The following is a 26,449-nucleotide window of genomic DNA, read 5'->3' as shown; positions in this document are numbered from 1 at the left end:
CGTTAATTAAGACCGCGCACGGAAGAGATAAACTGCTTCAGCTCGGTGGTCTGCGGGCTGGCAAACAGCGTTTTGCTGTCGCCCTGCTCCCACACTCGCCCCTGATGCATAAACACCACGCGGTCGCCCACTTCGCGGGCAAAATTCATTTCGTGGGTGACGAGGATCAGCGTCATCCCTTCGGCGGCCAGTTGCTCCAGCACTTTCAGTACTTCGCCCACCAGTTCGGGATCGAGCGCGGAGGTTATCTCGTCACAGAGTAAAACTTTCGGCGACATCGCCAGCGCACGGGCAATCGCCACGCGCTGCTGCTGGCCGCCGGAGAGATTCGCCGGGTAGTAATCGAGGCGGTCGCCAAGCCCCACTTTCTCCAGCATCCGTTGCGCCAGTTCGCGGCACTCGGCAGCGCTTTTTTTCAGCACCCGGCGCGGCGCCAGCATCACGTTTTCCAGCGCGGTCATATGCGGGAACAGATTAAAGCTCTGGAATACCATTCCAATGGAGCGGCTGATCTCCCGCGCCTGTGAATCACGGTCGGTAATGGTCACGCCGCCCAGCTTAATGCTCCCTTCCTGGTAGCCTTCGAGGCCGTTAATGCAGCGCAGCAGCGTGCTTTTACCCGATCCGCTACGACCGATAATCGAGATCACCTCGCCCATATCGATGTCCAGATCGACACCCTTCAGCACGTGGTTGTCGCCGTAGTACTTCTGTACCTGATTAATGGTGATGAGAGGCATTGAATTTATTCTCCAGGTAACGGCTGTAGCGGGACAGCGGATAGCACAAAATGAAGTAGCCCAGCGCCACCAGCGCAAAGACTTTAAATGGCTGATAAGTGACGTTGGTCAGCATCGTGCCGGCCTTGGTCAATTCAACAAAACCGATGATTGACGAAAGCGCGGTGCCTTTTATCACCTGCACAGCAAAACCGACCGTTGGCGCAATGGCGATGCGCAATGCCTGCGGCGCCACCACGCGGAATAACGTCTGGCCAAAGCTCAGCCCCAGGCAGCGCGAGGCTTCCCACTGCCCTTTCGGCAGCGCGCGAATGCTGCCATAGCCGATATCAAGTAAAAACGCGCTGGTATAGAACGTCAGCGCCAGCGAGGCCGCCGTCCAGGGCGACACATCAATGCCAAAGAGCGCCACACCGAAAAAGGCGAGGAACAACTGCATCAACAGCGGCGTGCCCTGAAACAGTTCGATATACGCGCGGATCAGGCGTTTCACCTGACGCCCGCCAGTGAGTCGCAGCAGCAACAGCGGCAGCGTTACCAGCGCACCGCCCACAAACGCCACCAGCGACAACAACACCGTCCAGCGCCCGGCCAGTAGCAGGTTGCGGATAATGTCCCAGTCGGTAAATGTGGTCATCATGCCTGTACCCCCAACCATTTCCGTCCCGCCGCCATCATCAACTGACGCATGGCGATCGAGAGCAGCAGATAAATGCCGGTGGTCACCAGATAGACCTCAAAGCTGAGGAATGTCCGCGACTGAATCAGGTTGGCGGCGAAGGTCAGCTCTTCATAAGAGACCTGCGACACCACGGACGATCCCAGCATGACAATAATGCACTGGCTGACCAGCGCCGGATAAATGCGCTGCAACGCCGGGGGAAGTACCACGCGGATAAACGTCTGGCTTCGGCTCAACCCCAGCACGCGCCCGGCTTCCCATTGCCCTTTTGGCGTCACCTGGATCCCGGCGCGCACGATCTCTGTGCTGTAAGCGCCCAGGTTGACGATCATCGCCAGTAGCGCCGCTTCGCCTGCCGTCATCTTGAAACCGATATTCGGCAGACCAAAGACGATAAAAAAGAGCTGCACCACAAACGGCGTGTTACGGATCAGCTCCACATAACCGCCCCAGATCCGGCTGAACCACGTCGGCCGACCGCTACGAATCGCCGCGCCGAAAATGCCAATTGCCAGGCCGCCTACCGTCGCCATGACCGTCAACTGCACGGTGACCCACATCCCCGCCAGCAACTCTGGCCAGTGCGGCCAGAGTGCAGAAAAATGAAGTTGTTCCGTCATTCACACGCCTTATGCGCCAAGGTTTGCCGGCAGCGGCGCTTTCAGCCACTGCTCAGAGAGGCTGTTCAGCGTACCGTCCTTAATCCCTTGCTCAATCAGCGCATTCACCTTCTCTTTCAGCGCCGGTTCGTCCTTTTTCAGGCCGATAAAGCACGGAGAATCTTTCAGCATAAAGCTCGGCACCGGGGCTTTATCCGCGTTCTGTCGGGCAATCGCCGCCACCACAAGGTTACCGGTCGCGACATACTGCACCTGCCCGGAGAGATACGCCGAGAGCGTGGTGTTGTTATCTTCGTAGCGTTTCACATCGGCATCTTTCGGTGCGAGGCTGGTCAGTACCATGTCTTCAACCGCGCCGCGCGTTACCCCAATGCTTTTGCCGCTCAGCGCCGCGGCATCTTTCAGTTCCGCCCCTTTCGGCCCGAACACGCCAAGGAAGAACGGCGCATAGGCGCGGCTGAAATCAATCACCTTTTCGCGCTCGGCGTTTTTACCGAGGCTGGAGATCACCAAATCCACTTTATCGGTTTGCAGATAAGGCACGCGGTTAGCGCTGGTGACCGGCACCAGTTGCAGTTTGAGTTTCATCTGTTTGGCGAGGTAACGCGCCATATCGATGTCATAGCCCTGCGGTTGCAGATCCGTGCCTACCGAGCCAAACGGCGGGAAATCCTGCGGGACGGCAATGCGGATCACGCCGCGCTTTTCAATATCCTGTAATTGGTCGGCCTGCGCAGCCGCAGCATAGGTGAACAGACAAGCGGCCCCGGCCAGTGCGATCAAAAGTTTTCTCATGGTGATTACCCGTTACGTTAACATGAAACAAAAGATTCCTTAAATGTATATCTGCAACTAATGTGCCAGCGATGCACAATAAAAATGCCGACGGTGAAATCGGCATTTATCGCAGAGAAAACAAAGAAAAGACGCCTGAATCCGGAACGTTTTGTGATAATCAGATGCACCAAAACAATGCAAAATCACCACGTTGGTGCCCCATTATCGCTGTTCCAGTTCATCCAGCTTCTGATACAGCGTGGCGATGTCATGAATACGCGGGCGACCTCTATCGAGAATTTCATGCAGAAACGCATTCGCCAGCAGGTTGATCAGACTATTGACCGATGCATAGCTGTCATAGGCGGAAACGCTGTCCAGCGGTGCGCAAAGGTGCCAGCTCGCCAGCGGGAAAAGGTTGTGTGCCTGCGGCTCGCACAGCAGCAGCAGCGGAATGTTCGCGTTCTGGAGCTGCTGCATCAGCGGGCGGATAATGCGCGGGCGACGGCGAAACGCCACCATCACCACCAGATCGTCCGGCGTTAAATCCACCAGCTCTTCACTCAGGCTCTGCCCCGGCTGCGGCAGCACCTGCACGTGTCCGCGCGCCTGCAATAGCTGCTGGCGCAGGTGCAAAGCCACCGGCCAGGAGTTGCGCATACCAATAATAATGATGCGTTGCGCCTTCACTATTGCCTCCAGCGCACCGGCAAACTGCTGCGCATCCAGCGCGTTAACCCACTGCGTCAGGTTCGCCATCTCCTGCTTATAGTGGCGCGCCAGCAGCGTATTGCCCTGTACCGCATCGCGGTTATCCGTCAGCGGCATCCCGCTTTGTCGCAGCGTACGCAGTTCATCGCGCATCTCTTTGTATTTCTCATACCCCAGACGCTTGAACAGGCGGCTGACGGTCGCCTTCGACACCCCGCTGAGCTGCGCCAGCTCCGCGCTGTTGTAGCTTATGAGGTCATCAAAGTGATCGAAGATAAAATCGGCCACCCGCTGCTCCTGGGGCGATAACGAGGCATATTGCCCTTTCAGACGTTCATCAAGCTGTTCCATAAGACCTCTGTAACTTTCGTTTCATCGCACTATACCGATTTCCCCTTTCACAATGCATGCCAGCCCGGCAAAAAAATGACACTTACCCTCGCTATGAAACTTTTTATTCAGAAATGGAACGGCTTTTGCAACTTCAGGCTACTTTTCGGCTTACGAGGACAGCGAATGCAAAGTAATGTCTCCACCCACGGGATGGCGGTCGCCCCCCATCATCTGGCCAGCCAAAGTGCGCTGTCTGTCCTGCGCGAAGGCGGCAGCGCCATCGAGGCGATGGTTGCTGCTGCGGCGACAATTGCGGTGGTGTATCCCCATATGAACAGCCTCGGCGGCGACGGTTTCTGGCTGATTGTGCCGCCGGAAGGCGAACCGATTGCCATAGACGCCAGCGGCGCTGCCGGTTCGCTGGCGACGCTGGCGGCCTACAGCGATCTGCCGACGATTCCACATCGCGGCCCGCGCGCCGCGCTCACTGTCGCGGGTACCGTCAGCGGCTGGGATGAAGCGTTGCAGGTCTCGCACGAAATAACCGGCAAAGCGCTGCCGCTGTCGCGTCTGCTGGCGGATGCGATAGATTACGCCCGGCACGGCACGCCGGTGACACTTTCCCAGGCCACCGCCACCGCCGATAAACTGGCAGAGCTGCGCGATCTGCCTGGCTTTGCCGATACTTATCTGCACAACGGTCAGCCGCCAAAAGCGGGCAGCCGTTTCCGTCAACCGGCGCTCGCCGCCACGCTGCAACGCCTTGCTGAAGAGGGGCTGGAGAGTTTTTATCGCGGCCCGCTGGCAGAGAGCCTGGCGCGCGGCATGGCGCAATATGGCCTGCCTGTGACGCTGGAGGATCTTCAGCAGCACCATGCGCGCCGCACCACGCCGCTGCACTTGCAGCATTCGCAGGGTGACGTATGGAACCTTGCGCCGCCGACTCAGGGGCTGGTCTCACTGGCGATCCTCGGGATTACCGACCGTCTGGCGATGGAAAACGCGGACGATGCCGCCACCGTGCACCGTATTGTAGAGGCCACCAAACTCGCCTTCGGCCTGCGCGACGCCCACATCACCGATCCGCGCCACCTGAAAACCGACATACAAAGCCTGCTGACCGCAAGTGAACTTCAGGCGCTAGCTAACTGTGTGGATGATCAACAGGCCGCGCCGTGGGGCGCAGGCAAAGGGCCGGGGGATACCGTCTGGATGGGCGTTATGGATAACAGCGGTCTCGCGGTGTCATTTATTCAGAGCATTTATCATGAGTTTGGCAGCGGCGTGGTGCTGCCGGACACCGGCATCGTCTGGCAAAACCGTGGCGCGTCGTTCAGCCTCAACCCCGATCACCTGCTGGCGCTTGCACCAGGCAAACAACCGTTTCATACCCTCAACCCGGCGGCGGCACGGCTGCATGATGGCCGCGTGATGGTCTACGGCTCGATGGGCGGCGACGGCCAGCCGCAAACCCAGGCAGCGCTTTTTACCCGCTACGTGATGCAAGGCGTACCGCTGCAAGCGTCAATCAGCCGCCCGCGCTGGCTGCTGGGGCGCACCTGGGGGCAAACTTCGGATTCACTGAAACTGGAGGGTCGCTTCTCGCCCGAGACCGTCGCCCGCCTGCGCGCGTCAGGCCATGACGTTGATGTGCTGGCGGATTTCACCGAAGCGATGGGCCACGCAGGCGCGATTGTCCGCCATCCTGACGGCCTGTTTGAAGGGGCATTCGATCCCCGCAGTAACGGCTCCGCCGCCGGTTTTTGAGGAGAGAACCATGAACAATTCACAACCCGAATGGGATGTCTATCTTGACGCCATGATCCGCATTCATGGTGTGGAACTGACGGATGAGCGGCGCGCCGAGCTGCTGCTACAGTTTCGCCGCATTGCCGCGATGGCTGAACCGCTGATGGCACTGCCGCTGGACGATCGTCTGGAAATCGCCGGAGTGTACAAAGCATGAAACTGCATGAGATGAGTATTGCCGACATCCAACAATCACTGGCCGCAGGGGAGTTGAGCGCGAGCGATATTGCCCGCCAGACGCTGGCGGCGATCGAGCAAATCAACCCACAGATCAACGCCTGGACGACGGTAACCGCAGCACGCATGCTCGACGAAGCGCAGCGCATCGACACCCTGCGCCAGAATGGTCAACTGCTGCCGCCGCTGGCAGGCATTCCTTACGCGGTGAAAAACCTGTTTGATGTTGCCGGGCACACCACGCTTGCGGGCGCGGAGTTATTCAGCCAGCGCCCCGCCGCCACAGAAGATAGCCGCGCCGTACGTCAGTTACAGCAGGCTGGCGGGCTGCTGTCGGGCATGGTCAATATGGACGCTTACGCCTACGGTTTTACCACCGAAAACAGCCACTACGGCGCGACGCGCAATCCGCACGATCTGGCACGTATTGCCGGCGGTTCTTCTGGCGGTTCAGCGGCGGCGGTCGCCGCAGGGCTGGTGCATTTCTCGCTCGGCAGCGACACTAACGGCTCCATCCGCGTGCCCGCCTCGCTGTGCGGCATCTTCGGGCTTAAACCGACATTTGGTCGTCTGTCGCGGTCCGGAACGCACCCGTTTGTCGCCAGCCTCGATCATATTGGGCCGTTCGCCCGCCGGGTCAGCGATCTGGCTGCGGTTTATGACGCCTTACAGGGGCGCGATCCGCAGGATGCTTTTCAGGCGGAAACCGCCAGTGAAGCGGCGCAACCGCTGCTGTCACGCGGGATGGAGGGGTTACGCTGCGCGGTGCTGGGCGGTTACTTCACCACCTGGTGCGACGACGATGCCAGAGCCGCGCTCAACCGTGTCGCGCACGCTCTCGATGCGCGCGAAGAAGTGTTCTTTCCCGAAGCGGAACTCTCGCGTTCGGCGGCGTTCATTATCAGCGCCTCGGAAGGCGGTAATCAGTATTTACCCGCGCTGCGCCGCGAACCACAGCGTTTTGAACCGCACTCGCGCGAACGTCTGCTGGCGGGCGCGATGATCCCGGCGGCGTGGTATTTACAGGCGCAGCGTTTTCGCCGCCACGCGCAGCAGCAAAGCCGCGCGCTGTTTGCCCATGCGGATGTGCTGATCGCCCCGGCTACGCCGCGCAGCGCTACACAAATCGGCGAGCAAACGATGGAGATAAACGGCCAGCCGCTGCCGATCCGTGCCAGCATGGGCATGCTGACGCAGCCGATTTCGTTTTTAGGCCTGCCAGTCGTGACCGTGCCGCTGCGTACCACGTCCGGAAAGCCAATTGGCCTGCAACTGATTGCTGCACCGTTTAATGAACAAGCCTGCCTGCGCGCCGCCCGCGTGCTGGAAGAACAGGGCATCACCGATGCCCGCCCTGCGGAGATAACAGTATGATGCATCAGGACGACATTAACCGCCCGTGGGTACTGGCGGAGGTCACAGCCGCGTTTTACCGCTATGAAGACGCGCTGGTCGGCAACGATATTGCGGTGCTTGATGAGCTGTTCTGGCACAATGCCAGCACCGTGCGTCTCGGCGCAGGCGAGAATCTCTATGGCATTGAGGAGATCCGCGCCTTTCGCGCCGCGCGCCCGGCCGCCGGGTTACAGCGCGAGCTGCGCCATACGGTGATCACCACTTTCGGCGAAGATTACGCCGTTTGCAGCACCGAATTCACCCGTGAAGGCAGCGATCGCATTGGCCGCCAGCAGCAAAGCTGGGTGCGCTTCCCCTACGGCTGGCGCATCGTTGCCGCCCAGGTCAGTTTGATGAGTTAATAAAAACGCCCGGATTTTCCGGGCGTTTTTTATTGCGCGTAGGGATGAACCTGCCGCCAGTGATCGGCGATTTGCTGGCGGGTACAGACCCAGACGCGATCGTGCTGCTGGAGATAATCGAGAAAGCGTTGCAGCGCGCGAAAACGACCTGGACGCCCCAACAGGCGGCAGTGCATGCCGATGGACATCATCTTCGGTGCGCTTTCGCCCTCGGCATAGAGCACATCAAAGCTGTCTTTCAGATAGGTGTAAAATTGCTCGGCGGTATTAAACCCCTGAGCGGTAGCGAAGCGCATATCGTTGGCATCCAGCGTGTACGGCACAATCAGGTGAGGTTTGCGCGTGCCGTCGTGGCAGGTGACTTCGCTCCAGAACGGCAAATCGTCGCCATAGTAATCGCTGTCGTAGTCAAACCCGCCATGCTCAACCACCAACTGGCGGGTATTGGGGCTGTCGCGCCCGGTGTACCAGCCGGTGGGCGCTTTACCAAACAGATCGCGCAGCACCTGCACCGCTTTTTGCAGGTGTTCACGCTCTTCATTGATATCCATGTTCTGATAGTGGATCCAGCGCCAGCCGTGGCTGACCACGTCATAATTCGCCGCTTTAATGGCCGCAACGATCTCCGGCTGCCGCGCCAGCGCCATCGCCACGCCAAACACCGTCAGCGGCAAGCTGCGTTTGCTGAACTCCTGGTGAATGCGCCAGAACCCGGCGCGACTGCCATATTCATACAGTGAATCCATCGACATATGCCGATCCGGGTAGCTGGCCGCGCCGATAATATCGGAGAGAAATTGCTCCGATCCGGCATCGCCATGCAGCACATGATTCTCTGCGCCCTCTTCAAAATTCAGGACAAACTGCACGGCGATGCGCGCCTGCTGCGGCCACTGCGCGTGCGGCGGTTTCCCTGCGTAACCACGCAAATCGCGCGGATAGTTGTCATCGAAAAGTGCCATTCTCCCTCCACTCGCTACGGCATTAATGCCTGAAATTTACCGCTCAACGCTTTATTTTCCGGAAAAGCCAGATCGCCACGCTTGCTGGTCGATAAGCCCAGCGCCACCAGCGATTCCACCATTTTTACCGCCGCACTGACGCCATCAATAACCGGCATATGCAGTTCACGCGTCAACTCCTGCGCAAGCTGCGCCATGCCGCCGCAGCCGAGCACAATCGCGCCGCAGCCATCTTCTTTTAACGCCTGAATACAGCGCGCGCGCACTTTTTCCTGCGCCAGACCGCTGCCGTCCTCCAGCGCCAGCACCGGTAAATCAATGGCGTGCAGCGCCGCGCAGTGCTCCTGAAAACCGTACTGCTGCAACAGATGGCGGGCAATAATCAGCGTGCGCGGCAAAGTGGTGACGATGGAAAAACGGGTCGCCACCAGCGTCGCCATATGCATCGCGGCTTCGGCGATGCCGACCACCGGCCCCTGCGCCAGCTCGCGCGCCGCCAGCAATCCCGGATCGCCAAAGCAGGCAATCACATGGCCATCAACGCCCTGCTCACGCCCGGCTTTCACCTGTTCAAGCACGCCGATGGCGGCTATCGCTTCATCAAAATGCCCTTCGATCGACGGCACGCCTTCACGCGGGCACACCGCCACAATTTCGGTGCCAGGCGCTGCCACCGCCCGTGCCGCCGCGCCAATGGTTTCGGTCATCGCCAGGCTGGTATTCGGGTTGATAACTTGTATACAAACGGCAGACATTACGCCTCCTTGTGACCGGCAAACAGCCGGGCGAAATCCGGCAGACAAACGCCAGCCCGCTCGAAACAGAGGCTGTCGACGATATGTTCAAAATGGTGCGTCAGCGCCGCGCTTAGCGTCTGCAGATCCTTTTTACGCAACAAATCAACCAGTTGTTCATGATCGTTACAGCGACACCCCTGACGCCACGGCGATCCCCAGGCGGCGATCACCAGTGAAGAGCGCTGGCTCAGGCCGATGACCATCTCTGTCAACACCGGGTTGCCGGAAATAGCCTGAAGCTGAATGTGAAATTCAGCGGAGTAGCGGATGGCCGCCGGGCCGTCATAGGCTTCGTGCGCCTGCTGCTCCTGGCGGATAATCGCTTCCAGCGCCGCCAGATGCGGCGGCTGGCAGTGCGCCAGCACGTCAGGCAGGTTGGCCACTTCCAGCAGCGTGCGGGTACGGAAGATCGCCTGCGCCTCTTCTACCGTTGGGCTGGCGACGTGTGCACCACGTTTGGGCGTTAAGGTGACCATTTGCACAGCATTGAGTCGTTGCAGCACTTTTCTGATCCCGGTGCGGCTGACGCCAAACACCTCCGCCAGCGCCTCTTCCGGTAATTTGCTCCCCGGGAGCAACTGATGTTCGACAATCGCGGTCATCAGCGACTGGTAGATGGTTTCATCCTTGTCCTGCAAGGCAGTTGCGGCTTGCAGACTGTTTTCATTACTCATTAACCACTCCGCTTTTTTACTTTTCGATATCGGATCGTATACATAAAATTAAATTGTTGGATACAAGATTAATCATTTTGGCCTGGATCCTGCAACAACCTCAGCACTCCCTTTTCACGGGCTTTTATTGACAGGAGCAGGTTTCATGCCAAATACACAAAACACTCATCAGGTTAAGGCCGCTGATTCCGGAGCGGTATACAGCCCACGGCTTTGCAATGAGGATCTGGCGCCGACGCGCGATCAGAACTGGAGCTGGTACAACATCTTTTCGTTCTGGATGTCGGATGTACACAGTATGGGCGGCTACGTCGTCGCCGCGAGTTTCTTTACGCTCGGGCTGGCAAGCTGGCAGGTGTTGCTCTGCCTGCTGGTGGGCATTTGCATCGTGCAGCTCTGCGCTAACCTGGTAGCGAAACCGAGCCAGATGGCAGGCGTGCCCTATGCCGTTATCTGCCGCCAGGCATTTGGCGTCTTCGGCGCCAACATTCCGGCGGTGATCCGTGGTCTTATCGCCTTCGCCTGGTACGGTATTCAGACCTATCTGGCGGCGAATGCCTTAATGCTGGTGCTGCTGAAGTTCTGGCCGTCGCTCTCTTCTTTAACGCAGGGATCGCTGTTCGGCCTGTCGCACCTTGGCTGGCTGTGCTTCGCCACGATGTGGATCCTGCAGGCAATGGTGTTCTGGCACGGGATGAGCGCGATTAAGCGCTTTATCGATATTGCCGGTCCGGCGGTGTATGTGGTGATGCTGGCGCTGGCGGGCTGGATTGTATACAAAACCGGTTTCGACGGGATCTCGTTTACCCTCGCCAGCAAGTCACTCAGCGCCGGTGAACAAACCTGGCAGATGATCACCGCGACTGCGTTGGTGGTCTCCTATTTTTCCGGGCCGCTGCTCAACTTTGGTGATTTCTCGCGTTATGGCAAAAGCATGGGCGAAATTCGTCGCGGCAACCGCTGGGGCTTACCGTTCAACTTCCTGCTGTTCTCGATCGTCACCGTGGTGATTGTCTCCGGTACCCAGTCGCTGTTTGGCCGCATGATCACCGATCCGATTGAAACCGTCAGCCGCGTCGGCAGCGATCTGGCGGTGGCAATTGGCCTGCTGACCATGATCACCGCCACTATTGGCATCAACATTGTTGCTAACTTCGTCTCGCCGGCGTTTGACTTCTCCAACTGCTCACCGCAGAAAATCAGCTTCCGCACCGGCGGTATGATCGCCGCGGTCGGCTCGATTCTGCTGACGCCGTGGAACCTGTTTAACTCGCCGGAACTGATCCACTACACCCTCGACGTGCTGGGCGCCTTTATCGGCCCGCTGTTCGGCATCCTGATTGCGGATTTCTATCTGATCAAACGCGGGCAGGTGTTTGTCGATGACCTGTTTGATGATACGCCAAAAGGCAAATACTGGTATCGCAACGGCTTTAACCCGAAAGCGATTGGCGCGCTGGTGCCGTCGGTGGCCGTCGGGTTGATCATCAGCTTTATTCCGGCGCTGCATGAAGTCGCTAACTTTAGCTGGTTTATCGGCGTCCTGCTGGGCGGCGTTACCTATCGCTGGCTGGCGCGCGAAGAGCGCGTTGTTGTTACGACATCACATTTCAACGCCAACGTCGCGGCACAAAAAGAGTAACCCTTCACCTCAGGCCGCGGCGTTTCTCGTCGCGGCTGGCACTCATTTTGCTTCAATACTTCACCCATCATGGAAACGACCAGGGCAGGAACGATGATTGATTATCATGCCGCGATCCGCGGCGCGCTGTTTGACATTGCCGACGTCTGCGACAACGCCGACGATATCGCCCACCACGCACGTTTCATTGAAGACGGTCTGCTGTTTATTCGCGACGGCAAAATTCAGGCGCGAATGACATGGCTGGAGGGCGAGCAATATCTCGATGCACACAAAGGCTACACCGACCGGCGCGGCAAACTGCTGCTCCCCGGTTTTATCGATGCCCACGTGCACTATCCGCAAACCGAAATGATTGGCGCGTTTGGTGAACAACTGCTGGAGTGGCTGACCACGTACACTTTTCCGGTTGAAAGCCAGTTTGCGGATGAAGCCTACGCCGCAGAGATTGCCGAATTCTTTATCGGCCAGTTACTGAGCCACGGCACCACCACCGCGCTGGTGTTTTGTACGCTGCACCCGGAATCCGTCAACGCGCTGTTTAGCGAAGCGCTGCGCCTGAATATGCGGCTGATTGCCGGTAAGGTGATGATGGATCGCCATGCGCCGGAGTACCTGAGCGAAACCGCTGAACAGAGCTACCAGCAAACGCGTGAACTGATCCAGCGCTGGCAGCATCAGGGGCGGCTGGGTTATGCCATTACGCCGCGCTTTGCGCCCACCTCCTCGCCGGAGCTGCTTGAGGCGGTACGCCGTTTACGCGAAGAGTTTCCACAGACCTGGCTGCAGACGCATTTAAGCGAAAACCCGAATGAAGTGGCGTGGGTCAACGATCTCTGGCCGGAACATCAACGTTATCTCGATGTTTACCACCACTATCAACTGACCGGCGAGCGCAGCGTGTTTGCCCACGGCATTCACCTGCATGATGAAGAGTGGCAGTGCCTGCACGATACCGGTTCGGCGGTGGCGTTTTGCCCCACCTCGAACCTGTTCCTCGGCAGCGGGCTGTTTCGCCTGCCCGCCTGCTGGCAGAACAAAGTACGCATGGGCATTGGCACCGATGTGGGCGCAGGCACCACCTTCAGCATGCTGCGCACGCTGGGTGAAGCCTACAAAGTGGGCCAGTTGCAAAGCTATCGCCTGCGGGCCAGCGAAGCGTTCTACCACGCCACGCTCGGCGGCGCGCATGCCCTGCGTCTGGACGATAAAATTGGTAATTTTGCGCCCGGTAAAGAGGCCGATTTTGTGGTCATTGACCCGGCGGTGACGCCCTTGCAACGCCTGCGTAATACGCGCTGCAAGGACATCTACGAGCAGCTGTTTGTGCTGATGACCCTCGGCGACGAGCGCAATATCAGCGAGACGTGGATTAACGGTCAGTGCGCATGGTCAACTGCCGCGGTAAGTTGACCAGCCGCCGGGAGCAATTAAGAACGGCAGATGAAAATGTTCCTCTGCCGTTTGCGTAATCACAAAGTCAATTTGCGCGCAGGGAAACAGTGTCGCCACGCCGCGCTGTGCAAACCATTCTCCCGTTTGCGCCACCAGCCGGTAATGCCCCGGCGTCAATGAAGAGGAAAACGCACCGATTCGCCCGTTCGCATCGGTGACGCCGCTCGCCACCGTCTGTTCGCCGAGTAACAGAGAAACCGTCACCCCCTGTGCGGGTTTACCGCTGGAAATATCCAGAATATGGGTACTGAGGCTGTTCATTCGCCAATCGCTCCTTCCAGTCGTAATAAGGTGATTTCCCGTAACTGCTCCAGCGCCGCCGCGATCTCTTCGGCGTCGCTGTGGGTCAGCCGCTGTTCCAGCGCGTGCAGAATCTCTTCTCCGCTACGGCCTTTGGCGCGGATCAAAAAAACGCGGCCAAAACGCGCTTCATAGCGCGCATTTCCCTCGCGCAGCGCCGCGGCCAGTTGCGCGTCGCGATCGTCCACCGCCGACTGCTCCTGGCGCGATAACGCGGCATGCGCCTGCGAACCCGCAGGCTTTTCGCCAATGCGTGGGTGCGCGCTGAGCGCCTGCTCCAGCTCAGCACGTCCCCAGGCTCCGGCGATGTCACCCGCGGTTTGGTGTAGCGCCGCGAGCGAGGCAAACGGACGCGCGGCCACCAGCGCTGCCGTCCAGCCGGGGATCGCCACGCACGGCTGCAACAGTGCAGCCGCTTCGTCGCCCGGTAGCTGATTAAAGTGATTCAGCGCGATCATCCTTGCTCCTTGCGTCAGCGGCGATGGCCGTTTTTTCTTCGGGAATAATCAGGTTCAGGACAATCGCCACTAAGCCGCCGCAGGTCGCCGCCGAACCAAACAGATTACCGATAATGGGCGGAAAATGGGCGAGAAAAGCCGGTACCGCTTCGACGCCCATACCAAAACCAAACGCCAGCCCGACAATCAGCATGTCGCGGCGGGTCAACGGATTCTGGGTAATGATGCGGATCCCGGCCGCCACCACGCAGCCAAACATCACCATCGTTGCGCCGCCCAGCACCGGCAGCGGGATCTGGCGTAATATCTCGCCAAACGGCGGGAACACCCCCAGCAGGATAAGGATCACGCCAATATAGCGGCCAACAAAGCGGCTGGCGACGCCCGTCATCTGGATAACGCCATTGTTTTGCGCAAAGGTAGTATTGGGAAAGGCGCCCAGCATCGCCGCAATCATGCAACTGATGCCGTCAGCAAGAATGCCGCCCTTCAGCCGGGAACGAAACGCGCTGTTATCGATGGGCTGATGCGAGATCAGGCAGTTGGCGGTGAGATCGCCGACTGCCTCCAGAATACATACCAGCGACACCAGCGCCACGGGCAGAAAGATGGCGCTATTAAACTGGAAACCAAACGGGAACAGCGCCGGTAAACGGAACCCGATATCACCGAGACCGCTGAAGTGAAACTTACCGATAAGGGCTGCGACGATGCAACCCAGCGCGATGCCGACCACCACGGAGGAGAGACGCAGCCAGCGGTTTTTCGCGCAACTCAGTAACACAATCACCGCCAGCGTGCCTGCACCGAGGCCGATGTTGCTCATGCTGCCAAAATCTTTCGCCTGCACGCCGCCACACCAGTTATTCACGCTGACTTTAATCAGGCTGATGCCGATCAGGGCAATCACGCTGCCGGTGATGATCGGCGTAAAAATGCGCTTCAGCGGCTCAATAAAGCGGCTGACGATAATCGGCACCAGCGCGGCCACGAAATTGACGCCAAACAGCATCGCCATCACATCCTGCGCCGTGCCGCCCTGTCCTTTCACCCACATCCCGCCCGCAATGGCGACACCGAGAAAGGCAAAGCTGGTACCCTGCATGCAGATCATGCCCGCGCCAACGCCCCACACGCGGTTAGACTGTAAAAAGGTGCCAATCCCAGAGGCCAGCAGCGACATGCTGATCAACCACGGCATCCACTCGCCCAGCCCCAGCGTCGCACCAATGATCAGCGGCGGCGTAATGATGCCGACTAACCCGGCCAGCACGTGCTGTAAGGCGCTGAAGAAAGCCGGAAGCGGCGGGATCCGCTGCTCCAGCCCGTACAATAAGCTGCTGTTCTTTTCATCAGACATGGCGTTCCATCCTGTTGTCAATTCACGTCAACGCCCTGATGCACAAAGCAGGCCAGAGTCGCCACTCCCGCGCCAGCGCTGTGAAACTTTAGATTCCTTGCACCATATTTGGAAATTTTTGATTCACAAAAAGGCAACGTTAATACAAATACGCACTACAAAAGTGCAACATAACCTCGCAACGCCCGCTTTCTCCCGCACCAGCGCCTATCGTCATTCTGGTACGCAAATTGCTCCATCTGTCACACGCAAGTAAAAGGAGAACAGAATGAAAGCATTGGTGATTGGCGCAGGTATCGGCGGCCTGAGTGCGGCGGTGGCGTTACAGAAGGCAGGCATTGCGTGTCAGGTATTCGAAGCGGTGAAAGAGATCAAGCCGGTCGGCGCGGCGATCTCCATCTGGCCCAACGGCGTGAAGTGCATGAACCATCTGGGCATGGGCGAGATGATGGAGACCTACGGCGGCCCAATGCGCTCTATGGCCTATAAGGATTACCGCAATGGCGAAACGATGACGCAGTTTAGCCTCGCGCCGCTGGTCGAGCGGGTGGGCGGACGCCCGTGCCCGGTATCGCGGGCGGAGTTGCAGCGCGAAATGCTCAATCACTGGGGACACGACCGGGTACAGTTTGGCAAGCGGGTCAACGAAGCGGAAGAGCATGCCGACGGCGTGACCGCGTGGTTCACCGATGGCACCTGCGCCCACGGTGATTTTCTGATTGCCGCCGACGGCAGCCACTCGGCGCTGCGCCCGTATGTGCTGGGCTATACGCCGGAGCGTCGCTATGCAGGTTACGTTAACTGGAATGGCCTGGTGAAAATCGATGAAGCCATTGCGCCCGCCGAGCAGTGGACAACGTTCGTGGGCGAAGGTAAACGGGTGTCGCTGATGCCCGTCTCCGACGGACGCTTCTACTTCTTTTTTGACGTGCCGCTGCCCGCCGGGCTGGCCGAAGATCGCGGCACGCTGCGCGACGATCTGACGCGCTACTTCAGCGGCTGGGCGCCGCCGGTGCAACGGCTGATTGCCGCGCTGGATCCGCAAACCACGAACCGCATCGAGATCCATGATATCGAACCGTTCAACACGCTGGTGCGCGGTAAAGTGGCGCTGCTGGGCGATGCCGGACACAGCACCACGCCGGATATCGGCCAGGGCGGCTGCGCGGCGATGGAAGACGCGGTGGTGCTGGGAAACCTTTTCCGCGAGCAGAGCGACATCGAAAACGTGCTGCGTCAGTATGAAGCGCTACGCTGCGACCGGGTGCGCGATCTGGTGCTCAAGGCGCGCAAACGCTGCGATATCACTCACGGCAAGGATATGGCGCTGACGCAGGCGTGGTATCAGGAACTGAAAGAGGAGACCGGCGAGCGCATTATCAATGGCCTGTGCGAGACCATTCAGGGCGGGCCGTTAGGCTGATGCGCCAACGCTCTGCATCGCTTCCAGCACCTGGGTCAGCTTCTGGATCGCCATTTGCGCCGGGCGGGAAAGCTGGCGCGATGGCGCGGTACAGAGCGCCAGCGTCAGCGGGCGCAGCAGTTTGTTGCGCAGCGGCACAAACGCCAGTTGCCCGCTTTTCACTTCATCCAGCACATCCAGCAGGCTCAGCACCGTGATGCCGCTCCCCTTCAGCACCAGCGATTTAATCAGCCGGATGTCATTACAATTGATGGTATTCGACGGGGCGAGATCGTAGTGGCGATAAAGCATGCCGACACGTTCATGCACAATCAGCGGCGCGCCGGGCAGAATATGCCGCGCCTCGCTCAGCTCGCCCAGCGATAACGCCGGAGCGCTTGCCATGTGGTGATCCGGACGCATCACCACGCCCATCTCCAGCTCGGCGAAGGCCAGCACATTCAGCCCTGATTGCCCCTCTGGATCGAGGATCAAACCGAAGTCGAGATCGGCCTGCCGCACTTTCTGGCTGACGGTATGGCTGTCCGCCACCTGAAGTTCCAGCTCCAGCCACGGTTGCCCGGTGATAATGTCGGCCAGCGCGCTGGCAAAGCTCCCCTCCGCCAGCGCCTGCACCATTCCCACACTGACGGTGCCGCGTTTCAGCCCTTGCAGCTCATCAAATTTTTGCCGCGTAAGCTGAAACTCTTTTTGCCAGCGCAGCAGGTTGTCATACAGCAACTCTCCCGCCGTGGTCATGCGTAAACCTTCCGGCAAGCGCTCAAACAGCGGCGTACCAAACTCCTCCTCCGCCTGCAAAATCTGCCGGTTAATCGCCGATGCGGAGATATGCAGTTTTTCTGCGGCGCGGCGCAGGCTGCCGCTGCGGGCAACTTCAGCGAAATAGAGGGCGAAACGGGAAAATGGACTCATGCTGCACCTGTACACTTTTTTGCAACGCCACAGTGAATTAATGGCGATGGATGTGAACACCCTAATATGACAACAATAAAGTTACAACAATTAAACAATTACTTTTATGTGAGCCTATGACGACCATGAAAACAGCACTCCCCACCCCACCCGCCCATTGCACCTTCGAGCCGGAGGACTGGTTACGTCTGGCAAAATGCTGGCATCCCGTCGCCCGCGCCTGCGATATTGGCGCCGCGCCGGTGAAAGCCACGCTGCTTGATGAACAACTGGTGATTTATCGCGTGAAGGGCCAGGTGGTGGTCGCCCGCGATGTCTGCCCGCACCGCGGCGTGCCGCTGACGCTCGGTTTCCACGATGAAGAGGGCATCGTCTGCCCCTACCACGGGCTACGTTTCGGTGAAGATGGCCGCTGTAACCGCATTCCTTCCAGCCCCGATCAGCCGGTACCGGCAAAACTCAACCTGTTGACGTTTGCCGTTGAAGAGCGCTTCGGCCTGATCTGGACCTGCCTGGCGTTTGACGCGGAAAACCCGCAGCCGCTCCCGACGATGCCGCACTGGGATGATGAGGGTTTTCAGCAGATCAACTGCCCGGCCTTTGAGGTGAACGGCTTTGCTGGCCGCCAGGTGGAAGGCTTTCTTGATGTCGCCCACTTTGCGTGGATCCACACTGACACCTTTGCCGATGCCAATAACCAGTTCGTCCCGGATTACAGCCCGCAGGAGACCGCGTTTGGCTTTATTGCTGATTACTGGAGTTCGGTCGGCAATTATCCGGCGAGTTCTGACTATCGCGCGCCGGAAGGTTTTCAGTGGCTGCGCCATTTCGAGATGCACCTGCCGTTTACCGCCACGCTGACGATCCATTTTCCCGGCGAGGCGCGGCTGGTGATCATGAATGCCGCGTCGCCGGTCTCCTCGCGCATTACCCGCATGTTTGCGCCGATCGCGCGCAATTTCGATCTGCATATCCCGATCGAAGAGGTGCACGCCTTCAACCTGCGCGTATTTGAAGAAGATCGTCTGATGGTGGAGACACAACGGCCGGAAAGGCTGCCGCTGGATCTGACGCTGGAAGCCCATATTCCGGCGGACAGAAGTTCGATTGCCTATCGCCGTGGCCTGAAAAAAATGGGCTTTGGCGAGTTCTTTCTGGTGTGAGGTGCGCGATGAGTGAGGTGCTGAATGTGGTGGTTGATGGCTTGTGGCGCCAGGGCGATAAAAACCTCGCCGTGCGGCTGATCGCTGCCAGTGGCGAACCGCTTCCCGGCTGGCAGCCCGGCGCGCACATTGATGTGCATCTGCCCTGCGGCCTGATCCGCCAGTATTCGCTGACCGGGGAAAGCACGACGGAAAGCTACTTGATCTGCGTGGCGCAGGAAAGCGCGTCGCGCGGCGGCTCACGCTATATCCATCAGACGCTACGTCCCGGCCAGACGCTGATGATCTCATCACCGCGCAACCTGTTTGCACTACGTGATGACGGCCCGGTGCTGCTGCTGGCCGCCGGAATTGGCATTACGCCACTCTATGCGATGCTGCTGCAACGGGAGGCGGAAGCCGCGCCGTTTACGCTGCACTATTTCGTTAAACGGCGAGAAGAGGCGGCATTTGCACGCGAACTCTCCCGCTCGCTGACGCACGGCGTTTGTCTCATTCACTGCTCCTCGGAAGGCAAAAGCCCGCGTCAGACGCTGGCGGCAACGATTCCCGCGCCCGGCGACGGGGAGCGCATTTATACCTGCGGCCCGGCGGGTTTTATGGCGGCGGTAAGAGAAGTTGCGGCGGCAAAAGGCTGGGCGGACGCGCAGATCCACAGCGAGGCATTTGTGCCTGCCGCGCCCGTTGTGGCATCGCAACAGGAAGAGACCTTTACCATTACGCTGGCCTCCAGTGGGGAAAAATGGCCCGTTCCGGCAAATAAAAGCATTGCGCAGGTGCTTCAGGATAATGGCGTGGCGGTGCCGCTTTCCTGCGAGATGGGAATTTGCGGTGCCTGTCTGACGCCGGTGCTTGATGGCGTGGTCGATCATCGCGATACGGTGCAATCGGCAGCGGAGAAAACCGCCGCCACACAGCATATCGCGCTATGTTGTTCACGCAGCCACTCGCGGGATCTGGTGATTGATCTGTAGCGGCCGTGACGGCACATGGTTCCGTGGCCGAAGCCGGACGCTTCGGCCACCCGCCATTTTTCACCGTCAACACCACGTTTAGCACATCTCTTTATCCGGCAGGCGCTACAACAGGGCGTGGGAAATCTCTTTGATGGCTTTCAGATCCGAGCCAAAACGCATAATGGCGTCGCGGTGCTTTTCCAGCTCGCTGTAGGGCAGCCAGGCCATATTGAGATCGGTGATGCGGCTGAAGGCCGGGCGCTGCAGCTGGCTTCTGACATCATTTTCGCGGCTGTCCGGCGCCACCAGAAAAAGCTCGGTTGACGCGGACAAATCATTGCCGTTGAGCGCCAGATCCAGCATCCGGCAGATCCCGGAGTAGATGGACGTTGAATGCTCAACTTCAAATGCCGCCGCCACCTGGCCACCTTCTGGTTTCAGCCACAGGACATCGATCAGACGCGTCGCTTCAGAACCGTTTACCGACAGGATATGTTCCGGCAGCGCTTTCAGACAGCCATGCGACAGCGCCACGCCCTGATGCAGACGGCTGCGGTCGTTGGCGGCAATCCATACGTCGTAACCGAGCGCTTTGCCGATATCGCGCAGCCAGGCCTGGATTTCCGTGTGCGTACGCTCATTTTCCCCGTCCTGGATTTGCGCTTTATTTTGCGCCACTGGCGGACGAGCCGCCTCCAGATACGCATTCCAGTCTGCGTCGGCAGCAGCGGAATTTTCCAGCGGCGGCGCAGGATAGCGACCCGAACCGATATCAAAAAGCAGCCCGCCAATCGCCCCCAAATCGTTTGACAGTAATTCGCGGTACTGCGCATTCAAATTCAGGATCCCCTGACGCATGGCGAGAAAATGCGGCCAGTTGCCGAGCTTAACTTTCGCGCCGGTAAGAGCGTTATAGCCATTTACAATGGCGGTATTAAACGGGGGAATGTGCGTGGGATGAAGAAAATAGAGCAGATTCGCAACCGCCGGGCCAAGCCCTTTAATTTTCAACGCATCAATAGCATTGATATATTCCACAATTTCATCCGCGCGCGCCGCACAGGAGCAGTGATGCAGCAGCCGGGCAAAGGCCTTCTGATTGGCGCTGTTTTCATAAATATCCGGAATGCGCAGCTTCGGTTTCCACAGAAAAGCGTGATCGGCACCTTTGAAGATCTGCTTCTGCTCGGCAATGGAGTGAACAATCGTCTCCAGCGAGGAACCACGGTAAGCAACGCCAAATTTTTCCTGCTCAATTTCATCCACCACGACCGCAATACCGCTGCGGATCGAGCGAAAGTTTTTCAGCCTCTGCTCCCATAAAAACCACGTCTGATAAGTGGCTTCGGCATCGTTGCGCCAACGCTGAATTAAACGACGAACGCGATCTGAATGTACTGACTGAAGCGGCGGAACAGCATTTTCCATGACCATAACCAGAGTGTTTTAATTATCGAAGAGCGGTGCGAGCCGCATACCGGCCTCATAGCCATCATAGCAATGTCATCTCGAACCGGAAGGGCATTATGGCTGATAATCTTCATATTCCCAGAAACTGAATCTACTCAATTTTATTGCAGCTTTTGACCAATCCCTATCATTACAGGCGATGATCTTTTTTTCTAAGTAAGAAACTATCTCATCATAATCATATACTTTTACAATGATCATTCCCTTACCAGACAGGGCCTTATTTGATGCCAGCTCTTGTTGGAGCCAGATTGGCGTACATACCAGCATATCAAAAGCTTCTGCACCGTCTTGATCTTTAGGTCCTATCATTGCTCTAACCCAACAACTGAAGTTGACAGGGTCAGTTGGCCAATAGTTTATTAAACTGTCTTCCAGTTCCAGCGATCTTAGGCCTTTCAATTCAATATTCATTTTGTTATATCCAGATGCCCATTGCTAATAGGTCTTCCCGTTGGCGTCAGTTTTTGTTCAAAATTAGCCTGAACTCCCGTTGTGGCGTAAGGACTATTTGGTTTAGATGAAACTCTCAACCCATCAGAACTTACCCAAGAAGTGCCATCACTAGATACTCGATATCCGGGCCCTACCCATGCTTCACCCAATGCGTTAGCATCCTTGGCAGTTGCCTGACCTAAACCAAAATTACCTTTATTTCCTTTTGCCGCATCTCTCAATATACCAATCTGCTCTTCAACAGGAAGGGAAGAGATATTACTGATATCGGATTTATTTGGTTGAGACTCTGTATTCCGTGTATTCTCTTCATCCTCTGGCCCCCAGCCTCCAGGTGTCCCAGAACCGGCCCCACCATATTCAGCCTTACTCATCTCGTTGTTTTCAACAACAATCGCAACCGTTGCGGCTGGGATTGTTGTTGAACTCAGTCAGGGGCCGAAGGTGGCTTTTTTCGAGCGTTAAACTTATCTATCAGATTAAATACTATTGTGGCCAGTGTAATCGCAGATCCAGCTATACACCCAAAAACAAAAATCCTTTCCACATGGTAGACAGGGAAAAAAAAGTATCCTTTTGTTAGATAGATAAACAATGCTCCCCCACCAATAAGGAGGAAACCTAGTACAATGCAAAAGATACATGAATATATAAGCAACTTAATACAGGAAATCATTCTCCCCCCTTTTTATTTCTTTCGGAAGATGGTTGTGGACCATTTACTGCATCTTTTACGTATCCACCTAAAATTTCACTACCAAAGGAACCTGTCGCGTCAAGTATAAATCCAGGCACTTCTTTGCCGGTTAATGAATTTACAATGCCTGGCGCATATTCCCCAAACATTCCACCGGCCCATGCTCCAGCAGCAGCCCCACCAATAGACCCAATATCAGGTCCATCAGTAAAAAATGCGCTGCCAGCCGCTATTCCAACGTTCTGCCATACTGTTCTTCCCGGGGCAAGCATCCCCGAAATCCCTGAGCTGATACTGCTCTTGTAATCCCAGGTTTTGTTTTCATTGCCCGGACGGCTCAGGTCAAACCACTGGTAACTTCCGTTGGCAATTTCTGCAATAACTCCACCACTAATCACCTTACCAACTGATGCTGCAGGTCCCAGATACCAGGCACCCGCAATCATCACGCCATCCTGATAACCTTCAACAATAGCTTTAGTGATATTGGCACCTTCAGGCAAATAGCCTTTCGCCAGTTTATCCAGCCCGGTCTGAGTTTGCTCAGGCGTCAGATTATTGTCCTGTGCATACTGATTCCAGGAGGCTACAGCCTGGCCATAATTCATCATCCCGGCTGGCAGGCTGAGTGCATTATTCTCAACTGTCGTTTTCCCGGCCTGTGCTGCTGCAACCGCACTGGCACCACTGTCTCCCACCAGTGCACCCGCCAGCCCGGACGCTAAAGCCGCCAGTGCCTGTATCGAGGCTGTTGCAGTGGTGATTATTCATGCCGATGCAATTGCCATGAAGGCAATAACATTTAAGTCCACTCCAGTGAACCATCCTCGAGTACCCAAACTGCCCCACCCGGACATGCCTCATCAAAGAACCAGGTACCATCCTCCATCTCTGGTTCTGTCAGAGGGAACGCCCGCCTGAAATGTTCAACCTGCTCCTCAACACTTCCTTCAAGGAAATTACCGTGCCTGGCAAGTTTGATATGCCCTTCCTTCAGAAGGCGGGACAGGACATCAAAAAAAATATTTTTTCTATCATCAAAGGAAAAATTAGGAGGTGGTGGTTCTTCTGGCTCACAGTAAGAAAATACAGCACCTAAATTACGACCTTGCGCAGCCAGACATAATTCGGTGAACTGTTCTTCAGTAAGGGATTTCATCATTTAAACTTTATCTCCACATCTTTGTATTTATATGCGATAGCCGCCCCTGCTGCGTGCCGATCTCGCCGATCATCTGTACGGTCTCCAGCCGCCGTTCTTTTTGCTTATCGAAAACCTGAGATACTGTCGTTGGCGTGCCCTGTGTCGCGACTCAGTGCGCCAACATCCTGCTGCTGGTATCGACACACTGATGGCATCAATGCGCAAAAGTGGTTGCGTGAGGTGGCCGTTGGGGTGTTGGCGGAAGAGAAAGCTATTTAATTATTTCTTTCTTAAAAAGGAGTGGGACAAATAATATCCAGAGCTCGTACAATCAGAACTCCGCATTCCATTTTTTAACATACGCAGGCATCGGCCAGATATGCCTGTAACAGGCGTAGCACCGATACGGGATGTTGTAGCTGATTCCTCAGCGTGGTTCATCCTTGATAACGAAAATCTTGCCTGACTAAGGGTTCAAAATTCTGCTCCCAAAGTTCTTTCTGCCACTCCTGCCAATCTTTAGGCGCTGTTCTGCGAGCCAGACAATTGCGAATGGCATGGATTGCTATATTAAAATCGGTGGGTGAGAGCTCATCGAAATTGATTTGATCCAGCGGCAACGTTTCCATGATTTTTTCGTGGATGGACGGATACGCTTCCTGTAAGGCCTCATCAAATAACGCTTCCATGAGATTAGAAGCCTGTCGATTAAGGCCGACATCCAAATTTCTCACGCCACTATTTTTACCTTCAGGTTTTAAGCCTACCGAAAAAAAGACCCCATAACTACCTCATAATTCTAAAATCTCAGCCGCTAAGGGCTGGGATTTGCTGTTTATAATGGGATTTTAGCCAGTAACTCATTAACTTTTTCCATATCTTCAGGATGTAGCTTAAGGTATTTCTCACAGGCTAATCGAACATAGTGATAACAGTTTTTTTCACTGACAATCACTGTATCGGCTTCAGATGGTGGATAACCGACTGCAAACTCAACCCCTTCAAAATGTTCACTTTCATCATAGCTATCCATGTCAGGAAAATTACAATAAGCGCCATCAGTATTAAACCCAATTCTCCCTATAATACATTCAATTACTTCTAAAAAATTTCTACCAGATGCCATTATATTGAAATAACTAACAACAATTTCATTTAGCCCTGCATTGACGTCTGACATTTCAAATAAATTCTTAGTCATATTCACTTATCCAGCATATTAATTTGGATGGAAATTTTTTACTATTCCCGTGGACTTATCAACATATATCCTGAAGCTAATTCCACCGGAGACAACATTGGCAGTTCCACTCGGGCTAGCCATTGCTTCTTTATAGCCTTTAACTGCAGCCTGTTGCCCAAGTTCTAATATTTTCTGATCACTAAATATCTTAGGATCATAGATGGTTTTTGTTTCCGGTTGTAATTTGTAATCTCCGGTAAGATTCCCTGTCCGATCTTTAGTTGGTACTAAATACTTCACTTCAGTGATGCCATTAACTCCTGTGGGTGTTTCACTGACAATTTTCACATTGTATTCCTTAACCGCGTCATAAAATGCATTGGCATTATGACCACCTGAAATTCCATATTTCTGTGTGAACCCATCAACAGTCGCCAAGTGATCCGGCAGATCGATCCTGAAACTGATCCCATCAGGGTAAGTGACAGTTGTGACACCATTATCTTTACTGACCGCATAAGGCAACGAATTTCCGTCATACTGCCCGTTCGGAAATTCAACATTTGTAGTACCTTTGCTCGATATTCCTGAATATGCACCTTCACCTGCCGTCCATGTCAATGACGGTGTGTCAGGGAAAATTACCTCTGCTTTAGAGGTGACTTTTGCAATAATTTTTTCAGTAAGCATCCCACCCGTTTTCGCAACACCAACACCACCAGCAATTGCGGTAACGAGATCTGATATCAGTTTACCAGCTTCGACACCTGCATTGTACGCCCCAGTTGCACCAGCTTTCTGATATTCAGACTCCATCAGTTCAAGACGATCAATGTAGTTTTGCTTAACAGCATCTGTCATTGTGCTAAAGATGGCGTCGCTCTCTAAGAGTTGTTTGATGGCATCAAAAGTTGCGACAGGATTTGTGATGGATTTTGATAAGTTCTCAACAGAGTCGCTGAGTCCCTGAGGAATACCAACCAACATTCCAGCACCATAGGCAGCCTCTTGGCCTATATTGATAGCATCCCATTTAGCGCCCACCTGAATCTGGCAGGTGATGCTTCCTTTACATGCCTCAAACTCTTTATCCCGCTGAGTAAATTGTTGCTTGCTCAGATAGTTATTCTCAACCGTCGTTTTCCCGGCCTGTGCTGCTGCAATGGCATTGGCACCACTGTCTCCCACCAGCGCACCCGCCAGCCCGGACGCTAAAGCCGCCAGTGCCGAAACGGTCTGTTTCTGTTCCTCACTCAGTTGACTGACATCTTTTATACCCCATGCTTCCTGGGCTATTATCCCGGTCAGTTCACCCGTAGCCGCCCCTGCCGCCGCACTGGCTGCATCTTTTCCGCTGGCTGCGGCCAGCGCGGCGTTGACTACTGCGTGCGCCAGAACCCGCCCGGCAGGATCGGTTTCCGGGATTTGCGCGGCAATTTCGTTTGCAATATACGGCGCGGCAGCCCCGGCCAGTGCAGATTTGATATCGCCGCTCGCCAGTGCCTGTATCGCGGCGGTGGCTGCGGTGATGGCACGCTGGAGTGTGCTTCCCGTCCCAAAGTTTGCTTCTGCTGTCCGGCCCGCCTGATCGCTAATTTCCTCTTGCGTAGGATTGAGATTCCCTTTGCCGATCAGCGTTTCTTTTGCCGCCGCCAGTGCCGCCGGATCGCTCACAGCTTTCGCTTTAGCTATATCACCTTCCGTGCGGGCAATATCCGCCACCTGCGTGCCAATCTCGCTAATCATCTGCGCGGTTTGCAGGCGGCGTTGTTCTTTCTCCTTGTCGAAAAT

Annotated in this window: 28 protein-coding genes and 1 pseudogene; 9 read left to right on the top strand and 20 right to left on the bottom strand. The window is 56.2% G+C overall.

Going from position 1 to position 26,449, the window contains the following annotated elements:
- Positions 1 to 2: 2 nt before the first annotated feature.
- The 5 genes from C0557_RS08535 to hpxU form a co-directional block, all read right to left on the bottom strand.
- The gene (locus C0557_RS08535) at positions 3 to 740 is read right to left on the bottom strand and encodes an amino acid ABC transporter ATP-binding protein (protein ID WP_035886236.1); all 738 of its coding nucleotides are present in this window, start codon (positions 738 to 740) and stop codon (positions 3 to 5) included.
- Positions 721 to 1,377, bottom strand: a complete 657-nt coding sequence (locus tag C0557_RS08530) for an amino acid ABC transporter permease (protein WP_208662850.1) — start codon at positions 1,375 to 1,377, stop codon at positions 721 to 723. The genes C0557_RS08535 and C0557_RS08530 overlap by 20 nt, the downstream gene beginning before the upstream one ends.
- Positions 1,377 to 2,042 carry an amino acid ABC transporter permease gene (locus tag C0557_RS08525; protein WP_064567380.1) on the bottom strand — a complete coding sequence of 222 codons (666 nt, stop codon included), beginning with the start codon at positions 2,040 to 2,042 and terminating at the stop codon, positions 1,377 to 1,379. The genes C0557_RS08530 and C0557_RS08525 overlap by 1 nt, the downstream gene beginning before the upstream one ends.
- Positions 2,043 to 2,051: 9 nt before the next feature.
- Complete coding sequence (locus C0557_RS08520) at positions 2,052 to 2,837, bottom strand: transporter substrate-binding domain-containing protein (protein ID WP_074775749.1); 786 nt, start codon at positions 2,835 to 2,837, stop codon at positions 2,052 to 2,054.
- 204 nt (positions 2,838 to 3,041) lie between these two features.
- Entirely contained in the window at positions 3,042 to 3,881 is an 840-nt protein-coding gene (hpxU, locus tag C0557_RS08515) for a MurR/RpiR family transcriptional regulator (RefSeq protein WP_208658149.1), read from the bottom strand.
- A 165-nt stretch (positions 3,882 to 4,046) separates the two neighbouring features.
- Here hpxU and hpxW point away from each other — a divergent pair, with 165 nt between their 5' ends.
- Genes hpxW through hpxZ form a run of 4 tightly spaced genes read left to right on the top strand, consistent with a single transcriptional unit; the run spans position 4,047 to position 7,606 of the window.
- A complete protein-coding gene (hpxW, locus tag C0557_RS08510; protein WP_208658148.1) occupies positions 4,047 to 5,630 on the top strand; it encodes a gamma-glutamyltransferase family protein in 1,584 nt (527 codons plus the stop codon).
- Between the two features lie 10 nt (positions 5,631 to 5,640).
- Entirely contained in the window at positions 5,641 to 5,829 is a 189-nt protein-coding gene (gene hpxX, locus C0557_RS08505) for an oxalurate catabolism protein HpxX (protein WP_007374292.1), read from the top strand.
- Positions 5,826 to 7,223: an AtzE family amidohydrolase gene (locus C0557_RS08500; RefSeq protein WP_208658147.1), complete on the top strand. Its 1,398-nt coding sequence runs from the start codon at positions 5,826 to 5,828 to the stop codon at positions 7,221 to 7,223. Before hpxX ends, C0557_RS08500 begins: the two co-directional genes overlap by 4 nt.
- Positions 7,220 to 7,606, top strand: coding sequence for an oxalurate catabolism protein HpxZ (gene hpxZ, locus C0557_RS08495; protein ID WP_090136427.1), 387 nt, complete (start codon positions 7,220 to 7,222; stop codon positions 7,604 to 7,606). The genes C0557_RS08500 and hpxZ overlap by 4 nt, the downstream gene beginning before the upstream one ends.
- Before the next feature lie 29 nt (positions 7,607 to 7,635).
- On the opposite strand, the gene puuE is transcribed toward hpxZ, so the two are convergent.
- From puuE to C0557_RS08480, 3 genes are read right to left on the bottom strand one after another with little or no spacing between them, the layout of a single operon-like run.
- The gene (gene puuE / locus C0557_RS08490) at positions 7,636 to 8,568 is read right to left on the bottom strand and encodes an allantoinase PuuE (RefSeq protein WP_208658146.1); all 933 of its coding nucleotides are present in this window, start codon (positions 8,566 to 8,568) and stop codon (positions 7,636 to 7,638) included.
- 14 nt (positions 8,569 to 8,582) lie between these two features.
- Entirely contained in the window at positions 8,583 to 9,323 is a 741-nt protein-coding gene (gene hpxA / locus C0557_RS08485; protein ID WP_208658145.1) for an aspartate/glutamate racemase family protein, read from the bottom strand.
- Positions 9,323 to 10,039, bottom strand: coding sequence for a GntR family transcriptional regulator (locus C0557_RS08480; protein WP_208658144.1), 717 nt, complete (start codon positions 10,037 to 10,039; stop codon positions 9,323 to 9,325). Before C0557_RS08480 ends, hpxA begins: the two co-directional genes overlap by 1 nt.
- 145 nt (positions 10,040 to 10,184) lie before the next feature.
- Between C0557_RS08480 and C0557_RS08475 the strand changes: the two genes are divergently transcribed.
- On the top strand, positions 10,185 to 11,681 hold the full coding sequence (locus C0557_RS08475) for an NCS1 family nucleobase:cation symporter-1 (RefSeq protein ID WP_074775729.1): 1,497 nt from the start codon (positions 10,185 to 10,187) through the stop codon (positions 11,679 to 11,681).
- Between the two features lie 93 nt (positions 11,682 to 11,774).
- Positions 11,775 to 13,094 (top strand): guanine deaminase, encoded by a 1,320-nt coding sequence (gene guaD, locus C0557_RS08470; RefSeq protein WP_208658143.1) that lies wholly within the window; start codon positions 11,775 to 11,777, stop codon positions 13,092 to 13,094.
- Here the strand turns inward: guaD and uraH are convergent.
- Genes uraH through C0557_RS08455 form a run of 3 tightly spaced genes read right to left on the bottom strand, consistent with a single transcriptional unit; the run spans position 13,074 to position 15,254 of the window.
- The gene (gene uraH / locus C0557_RS08465) at positions 13,074 to 13,397 is read right to left on the bottom strand and encodes a hydroxyisourate hydrolase (RefSeq protein WP_208658142.1); all 324 of its coding nucleotides are present in this window, start codon (positions 13,395 to 13,397) and stop codon (positions 13,074 to 13,076) included. The two genes, guaD and uraH, sit on opposite strands and share 21 nt — an antisense overlap.
- Entirely contained in the window at positions 13,394 to 13,894 is a 501-nt protein-coding gene (gene uraD / locus C0557_RS08460; protein WP_208658141.1) for a 2-oxo-4-hydroxy-4-carboxy-5-ureidoimidazoline decarboxylase, read from the bottom strand. Before uraD ends, uraH begins: the two co-directional genes overlap by 4 nt.
- Positions 13,872 to 15,254, bottom strand: a complete 1,383-nt coding sequence (locus C0557_RS08455) for a nucleobase:cation symporter-2 family protein (protein ID WP_208658140.1) — start codon at positions 15,252 to 15,254, stop codon at positions 13,872 to 13,874. Before C0557_RS08455 ends, uraD begins: the two co-directional genes overlap by 23 nt.
- A gap of 268 nt (positions 15,255 to 15,522) precedes the next feature.
- On the opposite strand from C0557_RS08455, the gene hpxO reads away from it, so the two are divergent.
- Positions 15,523 to 16,677, top strand: coding sequence for an FAD-dependent urate hydroxylase HpxO (hpxO, locus tag C0557_RS08450; RefSeq protein ID WP_208658139.1), 1,155 nt, complete (start codon positions 15,523 to 15,525; stop codon positions 16,675 to 16,677).
- Here the strand turns inward: hpxO and hpxR are convergent.
- Positions 16,669 to 17,589: a LysR family transcriptional regulator gene (gene hpxR / locus C0557_RS08445; RefSeq protein ID WP_208658138.1), complete on the bottom strand. Its 921-nt coding sequence runs from the start codon at positions 17,587 to 17,589 to the stop codon at positions 16,669 to 16,671. The two genes, hpxO and hpxR, sit on opposite strands and share 9 nt — an antisense overlap.
- A 125-nt stretch (positions 17,590 to 17,714) precedes the next feature.
- Between hpxR and hpxD the strand changes: the two genes are divergently transcribed.
- Positions 17,715 to 18,752: an aromatic ring-hydroxylating dioxygenase subunit alpha gene (hpxD, locus tag C0557_RS08440; RefSeq protein ID WP_208662847.1), complete on the top strand. Its 1,038-nt coding sequence runs from the start codon at positions 17,715 to 17,717 to the stop codon at positions 18,750 to 18,752.
- Between the two features lie 8 nt (positions 18,753 to 18,760).
- On the top strand, positions 18,761 to 19,726 hold the full coding sequence (locus C0557_RS08435) for a PDR/VanB family oxidoreductase (protein ID WP_208658137.1): 966 nt from the start codon (positions 18,761 to 18,763) through the stop codon (positions 19,724 to 19,726).
- A 105-nt stretch (positions 19,727 to 19,831) separates the two neighbouring features.
- Here C0557_RS08435 and C0557_RS08430 read toward each other — a convergent pair whose 3' ends face one another.
- From C0557_RS08430 to C0557_RS27650, 8 genes and pseudogenes are all read right to left on the bottom strand, one after another.
- Positions 19,832 to 21,136, bottom strand: a complete 1,305-nt coding sequence (locus tag C0557_RS08430) for a type II restriction endonuclease (RefSeq protein WP_208658136.1) — start codon at positions 21,134 to 21,136, stop codon at positions 19,832 to 19,834.
- 96 nt (positions 21,137 to 21,232) lie between these two features.
- The gene (locus tag C0557_RS08425) at positions 21,233 to 21,592 is read right to left on the bottom strand and encodes an immunity 8 family protein (RefSeq protein ID WP_208658135.1); all 360 of its coding nucleotides are present in this window, start codon (positions 21,590 to 21,592) and stop codon (positions 21,233 to 21,235) included.
- Positions 21,589 to 22,008 carry a hypothetical protein gene (locus tag C0557_RS08420; protein WP_208658134.1) on the bottom strand — a complete coding sequence of 140 codons (420 nt, stop codon included), beginning with the start codon at positions 22,006 to 22,008 and terminating at the stop codon, positions 21,589 to 21,591. The genes C0557_RS08425 and C0557_RS08420 overlap by 4 nt, the downstream gene beginning before the upstream one ends.
- A 298-nt stretch (positions 22,009 to 22,306) precedes the next feature.
- Positions 22,307 to 23,065 (bottom strand): VENN motif pre-toxin domain-containing protein, encoded by a 759-nt coding sequence (locus tag C0557_RS08415; protein WP_371813263.1) that lies wholly within the window; start codon positions 23,063 to 23,065, stop codon positions 22,307 to 22,309.
- Between the two features lie 68 nt (positions 23,066 to 23,133).
- Entirely contained in the window at positions 23,134 to 23,493 is a 360-nt protein-coding gene (locus C0557_RS08410; protein WP_208658133.1) for a DUF596 domain-containing protein, read from the bottom strand.
- Between the two features lie 419 nt (positions 23,494 to 23,912).
- Positions 23,913 to 24,164: a hypothetical protein gene (locus C0557_RS08405; RefSeq protein WP_253073797.1), complete on the bottom strand. Its 252-nt coding sequence runs from the start codon at positions 24,162 to 24,164 to the stop codon at positions 23,913 to 23,915.
- A 146-nt stretch (positions 24,165 to 24,310) separates the two neighbouring features.
- Positions 24,311 to 24,676, bottom strand: a complete 366-nt coding sequence (gene cdiI, locus C0557_RS08400; protein ID WP_208658131.1) for a ribonuclease toxin immunity protein CdiI — start codon at positions 24,674 to 24,676, stop codon at positions 24,311 to 24,313.
- Between the two features lie 1,104 nt (positions 24,677 to 25,780).
- Positions 25,781 to 26,449, bottom strand: a pseudogene (locus C0557_RS27650) (VENN motif pre-toxin domain-containing protein); the annotation flags it as partial.

It is taken from the genome of Kosakonia sp. MUSA4 (assembly GCF_013085925.1).
GTDB lineage: Bacteria > Pseudomonadota > Gammaproteobacteria > Enterobacterales > Enterobacteriaceae > Kosakonia > Kosakonia sacchari_B.
The sequence above is the reverse complement of the archived record's forward strand: the minus strand, read 5'-3'. Positions and strand labels throughout refer to the sequence as shown.

Excerpts from the sequence above, each read along its gene's own strand:
- C0557_RS08535 (WP_035886236.1), bottom strand. The coding sequence starts at position 740 with ATGCCTCTCATCACCATTAATCAGGTACAGAAGTACTACGGCGACAAC.
- C0557_RS08530 (WP_208662850.1), bottom strand. The coding sequence starts at position 1,377 with ATGACCACATTTACCGACTGGGACATTATCCGCAACCTGCTACTGGCC.
- C0557_RS08525 (WP_064567380.1), bottom strand. The coding sequence starts at position 2,042 with ATGACGGAACAACTTCATTTTTCTGCACTCTGGCCGCACTGGCCAGAG.
- C0557_RS08520 (WP_074775749.1), bottom strand. The coding sequence starts at position 2,837 with ATGAGAAAACTTTTGATCGCACTGGCCGGGGCCGCTTGTCTGTTCACC.
- hpxU (WP_208658149.1), bottom strand. The coding sequence starts at position 3,881 with ATGGAACAGCTTGATGAACGTCTGAAAGGGCAATATGCCTCGTTATCG.
- hpxW (WP_208658148.1), top strand. The coding sequence starts at position 4,047 with ATGCAAAGTAATGTCTCCACCCACGGGATGGCGGTCGCCCCCCATCAT.
- hpxX (WP_007374292.1), top strand. The coding sequence starts at position 5,641 with ATGAACAATTCACAACCCGAATGGGATGTCTATCTTGACGCCATGATC.
- C0557_RS08500 (WP_208658147.1), top strand. The coding sequence starts at position 5,826 with ATGAAACTGCATGAGATGAGTATTGCCGACATCCAACAATCACTGGCC.
- hpxZ (WP_090136427.1), top strand. The coding sequence starts at position 7,220 with ATGATGCATCAGGACGACATTAACCGCCCGTGGGTACTGGCGGAGGTC.
- puuE (WP_208658146.1), bottom strand. The coding sequence starts at position 8,568 with ATGGCACTTTTCGATGACAACTATCCGCGCGATTTGCGTGGTTACGCA.
- hpxA (WP_208658145.1), bottom strand. The coding sequence starts at position 9,323 with ATGTCTGCCGTTTGTATACAAGTTATCAACCCGAATACCAGCCTGGCG.
- C0557_RS08480 (WP_208658144.1), bottom strand. The coding sequence starts at position 10,039 with ATGAGTAATGAAAACAGTCTGCAAGCCGCAACTGCCTTGCAGGACAAG.
- C0557_RS08475 (WP_074775729.1), top strand. The coding sequence starts at position 10,185 with ATGCCAAATACACAAAACACTCATCAGGTTAAGGCCGCTGATTCCGGA.
- guaD (WP_208658143.1), top strand. The coding sequence starts at position 11,775 with ATGATTGATTATCATGCCGCGATCCGCGGCGCGCTGTTTGACATTGCC.
- uraH (WP_208658142.1), bottom strand. The coding sequence starts at position 13,397 with ATGAACAGCCTCAGTACCCATATTCTGGATATTTCCAGCGGTAAACCC.
- uraD (WP_208658141.1), bottom strand. The coding sequence starts at position 13,894 with ATGATCGCGCTGAATCACTTTAATCAGCTACCGGGCGACGAAGCGGCT.
- C0557_RS08455 (WP_208658140.1), bottom strand. The coding sequence starts at position 15,254 with ATGTCTGATGAAAAGAACAGCAGCTTATTGTACGGGCTGGAGCAGCGG.
- hpxO (WP_208658139.1), top strand. The coding sequence starts at position 15,523 with ATGAAAGCATTGGTGATTGGCGCAGGTATCGGCGGCCTGAGTGCGGCG.
- hpxR (WP_208658138.1), bottom strand. The coding sequence starts at position 17,589 with ATGAGTCCATTTTCCCGTTTCGCCCTCTATTTCGCTGAAGTTGCCCGC.
- hpxD (WP_208662847.1), top strand. The coding sequence starts at position 17,715 with ATGAAAACAGCACTCCCCACCCCACCCGCCCATTGCACCTTCGAGCCG.
- C0557_RS08435 (WP_208658137.1), top strand. The coding sequence starts at position 18,761 with ATGAGTGAGGTGCTGAATGTGGTGGTTGATGGCTTGTGGCGCCAGGGC.
- C0557_RS08430 (WP_208658136.1), bottom strand. The coding sequence starts at position 21,136 with ATGGAAAATGCTGTTCCGCCGCTTCAGTCAGTACATTCAGATCGCGTT.
- C0557_RS08425 (WP_208658135.1), bottom strand. The coding sequence starts at position 21,592 with ATGAATATTGAATTGAAAGGCCTAAGATCGCTGGAACTGGAAGACAGT.
- C0557_RS08420 (WP_208658134.1), bottom strand. The coding sequence starts at position 22,008 with ATGAGTAAGGCTGAATATGGTGGGGCCGGTTCTGGGACACCTGGAGGC.
- C0557_RS08410 (WP_208658133.1), bottom strand. The coding sequence starts at position 23,493 with ATGATGAAATCCCTTACTGAAGAACAGTTCACCGAATTATGTCTGGCT.
- C0557_RS08405 (WP_253073797.1), bottom strand. The coding sequence starts at position 24,164 with ATGGAAGCGTTATTTGATGAGGCCTTACAGGAAGCGTATCCGTCCATC.
- cdiI (WP_208658131.1), bottom strand. The coding sequence starts at position 24,676 with ATGACTAAGAATTTATTTGAAATGTCAGACGTCAATGCAGGGCTAAAT.